The following is a 4,891-nucleotide window of genomic DNA, read 5'->3' on the forward strand; positions in this document are numbered from 1 at the left end:
ACGAGCGGCGGGGCTCGGCATCCTCGTCGACATCGTTCCGAACCATGTGGGCGTGGCGATCCCACGTGCCAACCTCTGGTGGTGGGATCTGCTGCGGCTCGGACGCTCGTCGCGTCACGCGATCGCTTTCGACGTCGACAACCGGCTGTCAGAGGGTCGCGTGCGGCTGCCGATCCTGGGGTCCTCACCCTCGGAAGTCATCGAGTCCGGCGACCTCGTCGTCGACACCACACCGGCCGACGATGCCCCCGACGGCACTCTGTCGTACTTCGACCACGTGCTGCCCTTGGCTCCCGGCTCGGGAGAGTTCGCGGACGACCTGCCTGCACTGCTCGACGCCCAGCACTACGAACTGCGGTTCTGGGAGGATCAAAACACCGATCTCGACTACCGTCGCTTCTTCGCGGTGTCGGAGCTCGCGGGCATCAGGGTCGAGATCCCCGATGTCTTCGAGGAGTCCCATCGCGAGATCGCCCGGTGGATCACAGACGGCCTGGCCGACGGCCTGCGTGTCGATCACCCGGACGGGCTGACCGACCCCGGCGCCTACCTCGAGCGACTCGCCGACGTCACGGGCGGTGCCTACACGGTCGTCGAGAAGATCCTCGAGCCCGGAGAGCAGCTGCCCTCGTGGTGGCGAACCGACGGCACCACCGGGTACGACGCGATGGGTGAGATCGACCGCGTCCTGATCGACGGAGACGGCGTCGACGCCCTCGACCGCCTCGACGCGCGGTTGCGCACAGAGACGGGGCTGCCCGCGGCGGAGTCCTGGCCCGACCTGATCCATACGACCAAGCGGATGATCGCCGACGAGCTGCTGCGCTCTGAAGTGCGTCGCCTGGTGCGCGCGCTGCCGTTCGGCGTTGTCGGCGCCGAGGACGCCCTCGCCGAGATCGTGGCGAGCTTCCCCGTCTATCGGTCGTACCTGCCCGCGGGGCGCGAGCACCTGCAGCACGCGCTCGACGATGCCTCGCGCCGCAGGCCCGACCTCGCAGACTCCATCGCCGAGCTCACGCCGCTGCTGCTCGACACCGCTCTCGAGGTGTCCGAGCGCTTCCCGCAGGTGACCGGTGCGGTGATGGCGAAGGGTGTCGAGGACACCGCGTTCTATCGCCACACGCGACTCGGAACGCTGACGGAGGTCGGCGGAGACCCCTCGATCGCCTCGGTGTCGGTCGACGAGTTCCACGATGCCCAGCGAGCCCGACTCGCCTCGTGGCCGCACTCTCTCACCGCACTGTCGACTCACGACACGAAACGATCCGAAGACGTCCGAGCGCGCCTCTCGGTGCTCGCAGAGATTCCGGATCGCTGGTCCGACGTCCTGGCCGAGCTGCGGGCCGTGGCCTCCACCGGACATGGCCCTCTCGACGCGATGCTCTGGCAGGCTGCGGTCGGCGCCTGGCCCATCTCGTCCGAGCGTCTGCTCGCCTACGGCCTGAAGGCGGCGCGCGAGGCCGCGGAGTCGACCGGATGGCAGCATCCCGACCTCGAGTTCGAGAAGGGGATCGAGGCGATCGCGCAGGCCGCGAACGCCGAGGCGCGCGAGATCCTCGACGGGTTCGTCCACGAGATCATCGCCCCCGGGCGGGTGAATTCGCTGTCGGCCAAGCTCCTCCAGCTCGCCGCCCCCGGTGTGCCCGACGTCTACCAGGGCACCGAGCTCTGGGACCACTCCCTCGTCGACCCCGACAATCGGCGCCCGGTCGATTTCGCCGCTCGAACCGAGATGCTGCGACAGCCCGACGAAGATGCCGCCAGAGGAGTCCTTCCCGCTGTCGACGACTCGGGGCTGGCGAAGATGCTCGTCACATCACGAACCCTGCGACTGCGCCGCGACCACGCCGAGCTGTTCGACGGATACCGCCCGGGCGGTGTCGCCGGAGAGGCGTCGGATCACGCGGTCGCCATGGATCGAGGCGGCGTGCTCGCTGTCGCCACACGACTGCCCGTCGGTCTCGCCCGCCGAGGCGGGTGGGGCGACACCGTCGTGCTGCGCCGCGACCTGCCCACGGTCGACGCCCTGACGGGTCGCCGGTTCGGGGCAGGCTCGATCCGCCTGGCCGACCTGCTCGACACGTACCCCGTCGCCCTCCTGGTGGACGAGCGATGATCTCGGTCTGGGCCCCGCGCGTCGACAGCGTGCGGCTGAGACGGCTCACCCCTGCCGGCGTGACGATCTCGGAGCACGATCTCGAGGCCGCTGACGACGGCTCGGGGTGGTGGCGCACCGATGTGGCGATGGCCGAAGGCGAGCGCTACGGCTTCCTGCTCGACGGCAGCACCGAATTGCGCCCCGACCCCCGATCGCGTCGACAGCCACGGGGTGTGCACGGGCCCTCAGCTCTCTTCGATCCCGCCCGATTCGAATGGACCGACGCGAGCTGGACAGGCCGTCCGCTCGCCGGCGGGGTCGTGTACGAGCTGCACGTCGGCACCTTCACCCCGGAAGGAACGCTCGACGCGCTGATCGGACGCCTCGATCACCTCGTCGATCTCGGCGTCACTCACATCGAGCTGCTGCCGGTCAACGCCTTCAGCGGCCGGTGGAACTGGGGGTACGACGGCGTGCTCTGGTATGCCGTGCACGAGGGATACGGTGGCCCCGCCGCCTACCAGCGTCTCGTCGACGCAGCTCACGCCCGTGGCATCGCCGTGATCCAGGACGTGGTGTACAACCATCTGGGACCGAGCGGAAACTACCTGCCCGAGTTCGGCCCCTACCTTCGCGACGGCGAGCACACCGCCTGGGGTGAGTCGGTGAAACTCGACGAGTCGGCCGTGCGCGAGTTCATCGTCGAGAACGCCCTGATGTGGCTGCGCGATCTGCACGTCGACGGTCTGCGGCTCGACGCCGTGCACGCCCTGCACGACGAGGGCGCGCCGCACATCCTCGAGGAGCTGGCCGAGCGGGTGGATGCGCTGGCAGTGCAGCTCGATCGACCTCTGAGCCTGATCGCAGAGTCCGACCTCAACGATCCGACGCTCATCCTGCCCCGAGAGGCGGGCGGATACGGTCTCACCGCTCAGTGGTCGGACGACTGGCACCACGCGGTGCACGTCGCACTCACCGGCGAGACAGAGGGCTACTACGCCGATTTCGCTGCGCCGGATGCGGTCGTGAAGGTGTCGCAGGGCGGCTTCTTCCACGACGGCACGTTCTCGTCCTTCCGTGGGCGCGTGCACGGCGCTCCGCTGCCGCCCGAGGTTCCCGCATGGCGTCTGGTGACCTTCGCCCAGGATCACGACCAGATCGGCAATCGCGCGGCCGGCGACCGACTGGCCGCATCCCTGTCACCCGAGCGGCTCGCGGTGGCCGCTGTGCTGACGATGACCGCGCCGGGAACCCCGATGCTCTTCATGGGCGAGGAGTGGGGCGCGTCGACGCCGTGGCAGTTCTTCACGTCGCACGAAGAGCCCGAACTCGCGAAAGCGACGGCGGAGGGACGCATCGCCGAATTCGCGCGCATGGGGTGGGATCCGGCGCTGGTTCCCGACCCCCAGGATCCCGCCACCTTCGAGCGATCTCACCTGGACTGGAACGAGGTCGGCGATGACTCCCACGCCGCCCTCCTCGATCTGTACCGCCGGCTGATCGCGCTGCGCCGCGAGCGCCCGGAACTCACCGACCCCGAGATGTCGAAGACCCGTGTCGAAGTCGTGAAAGACGAGGGAGCTCCGGATGCTCGCGCCTACCGCATCGATCGGGGCGAGCTGGCTGTGCTCGTGAATCTGAGCGCCGAGGACGTCGAATACGAACTCGCCCCCGATTCTCGGATCCTGCTCGAGACTGCTCCGTGCCCGACAGTCGCGCGCACGATCTCGCTTCCGCCTGAGTCCGCGGTGATCGTCGGACCGCAACCCTGAGTTCACTGTTCTCTTAATTCATCCGTTTCTGTACAGTGGGATGGTGACTCTCACCGCCTCCTCCACCCACACCGCCGCCGTCGCGCGCCTGGGACACGCGCTTTCGGATCCGACGCGTGCGGCTGTCCTGCTCGCGCTTCGAGGGGCACCCTCCTATCCCTCCGACCTCGCTGAGGATCTCGGCGTGAGCCGCCAGCTGCTGTCGAATCACCTCGCCTGCCTGCGCGGCTGCGGCCTGGTCGAGAGCATCCCCGACGGGCGTCGCAGCAGGTACCAGCTCTCAGACCCGCACCTCGCTTCCGCCCTCGGCGAGCTGATGCGCGTCATGCTGATCGTCGAGCCCGAGTGCTGCGACGGCGACGGGTGCACCTGCTGATGTCGGCGACCCCGATCACGTCTGATCGTCGCGCGACCCTCCACCGCCGCATCCGCCTCATCGTGGGGTTCACGATCGTCTACAACGTGATCGAGGCGGTGGTGGCGATAGCTGCGGGCCCGGTGGCATCCTCAGCGGCCCTCATCGGATTCGGTCTCGACTCGAGCATCGAGGTTCTGTCAGCCGCGGCCGTGGCCTGGCAGTTCACCCGACGCGACCCCGAGCGCTGGGAGAAGCCGACGCTGCGAGTGATCGCCGTCGCGTTCTTCGCCCTGGCCGCCTACGTGACCGTGTCGTCGATCGTGTCTCTGGTCGGCGGGGATCGCCCGCAGCACAGCACGATCGGTCTCGTGCTGACCGCCCTCAGCGTTGTCATCATGCCGCTCGTGTCGTTCGCCGAGCGTCGCGCCGGACTCGAGGTCGGCTCGGCCACGGCGGTCGCCGACTCGAAGCAGACGCTGATCTGCACCTACCTGTCGGTCGCCGTGCTCATCGGGCTCGCACTCAACAGCCTGCTCGGATGGTGGTGGGCGGATGCCGTCGCCGGACTCGTCATCGCGATCTTCGCCGTCTGTGAAGGCCTCGAGGCGTGGAAGGGCGACGCCTGCGCGACATAGAGCGGGATGATCCTGGAAGACGAGCACG

Annotated in this window: 4 protein-coding genes; all 4 read left to right on the forward strand. The window is 68.6% G+C overall.

Annotated features, from left to right (window positions below; genetic code table 11):
• Nucleotides 1-2,116: malto-oligosyltrehalose synthase (gene treY / locus J7E68_RS15605; RefSeq protein WP_215174113.1), on the forward strand; the 2,116-nt coding region annotated here is incomplete at its 5' end.
• Nucleotides 2,113-3,870 (forward strand): malto-oligosyltrehalose trehalohydrolase, encoded by a 1,758-nt coding sequence (treZ, locus tag J7E68_RS15610; RefSeq protein WP_215174115.1) that lies wholly within the window; start codon nucleotides 2,113-2,115, stop codon nucleotides 3,868-3,870. The genes treY and treZ, both read left to right, overlap by 4 nt.
• A 40-nt stretch (nucleotides 3,871-3,910) precedes the next feature.
• Nucleotides 3,911-4,246, forward strand: a complete 336-nt coding sequence (locus tag J7E68_RS15615) for a helix-turn-helix transcriptional regulator (protein WP_215174116.1) — start codon at nucleotides 3,911-3,913, stop codon at nucleotides 4,244-4,246.
• A complete protein-coding gene (locus tag J7E68_RS15620; RefSeq protein WP_215174118.1) occupies nucleotides 4,246-4,863 on the forward strand; it encodes a cation transporter in 618 nt (205 codons plus the stop codon). Before J7E68_RS15615 ends, J7E68_RS15620 begins: the two co-directional genes overlap by 1 nt.
• The last annotated feature ends 28 nt before the right edge of the window (nucleotides 4,864-4,891 follow it).

The sequence above is a fragment of the Microbacterium sp. ISL-103 genome (genome assembly GCF_018613995.1).
Classification (GTDB): Bacteria; Actinomycetota; Actinomycetes; order Actinomycetales; family Microbacteriaceae; genus Microbacterium.

Coding starts and splice junctions, on each gene's coding strand:
- treZ (WP_215174115.1), top strand. CDS start 2,113: ATGATCTCGGTCTGGGCCCCGCGCGTCGACAGCGTGCGGCTGAGACGG.
- J7E68_RS15615 (WP_215174116.1), top strand. CDS start 3,911: ATGGTGACTCTCACCGCCTCCTCCACCCACACCGCCGCCGTCGCGCGC.
- J7E68_RS15620 (WP_215174118.1), top strand. CDS start 4,246: ATGTCGGCGACCCCGATCACGTCTGATCGTCGCGCGACCCTCCACCGC.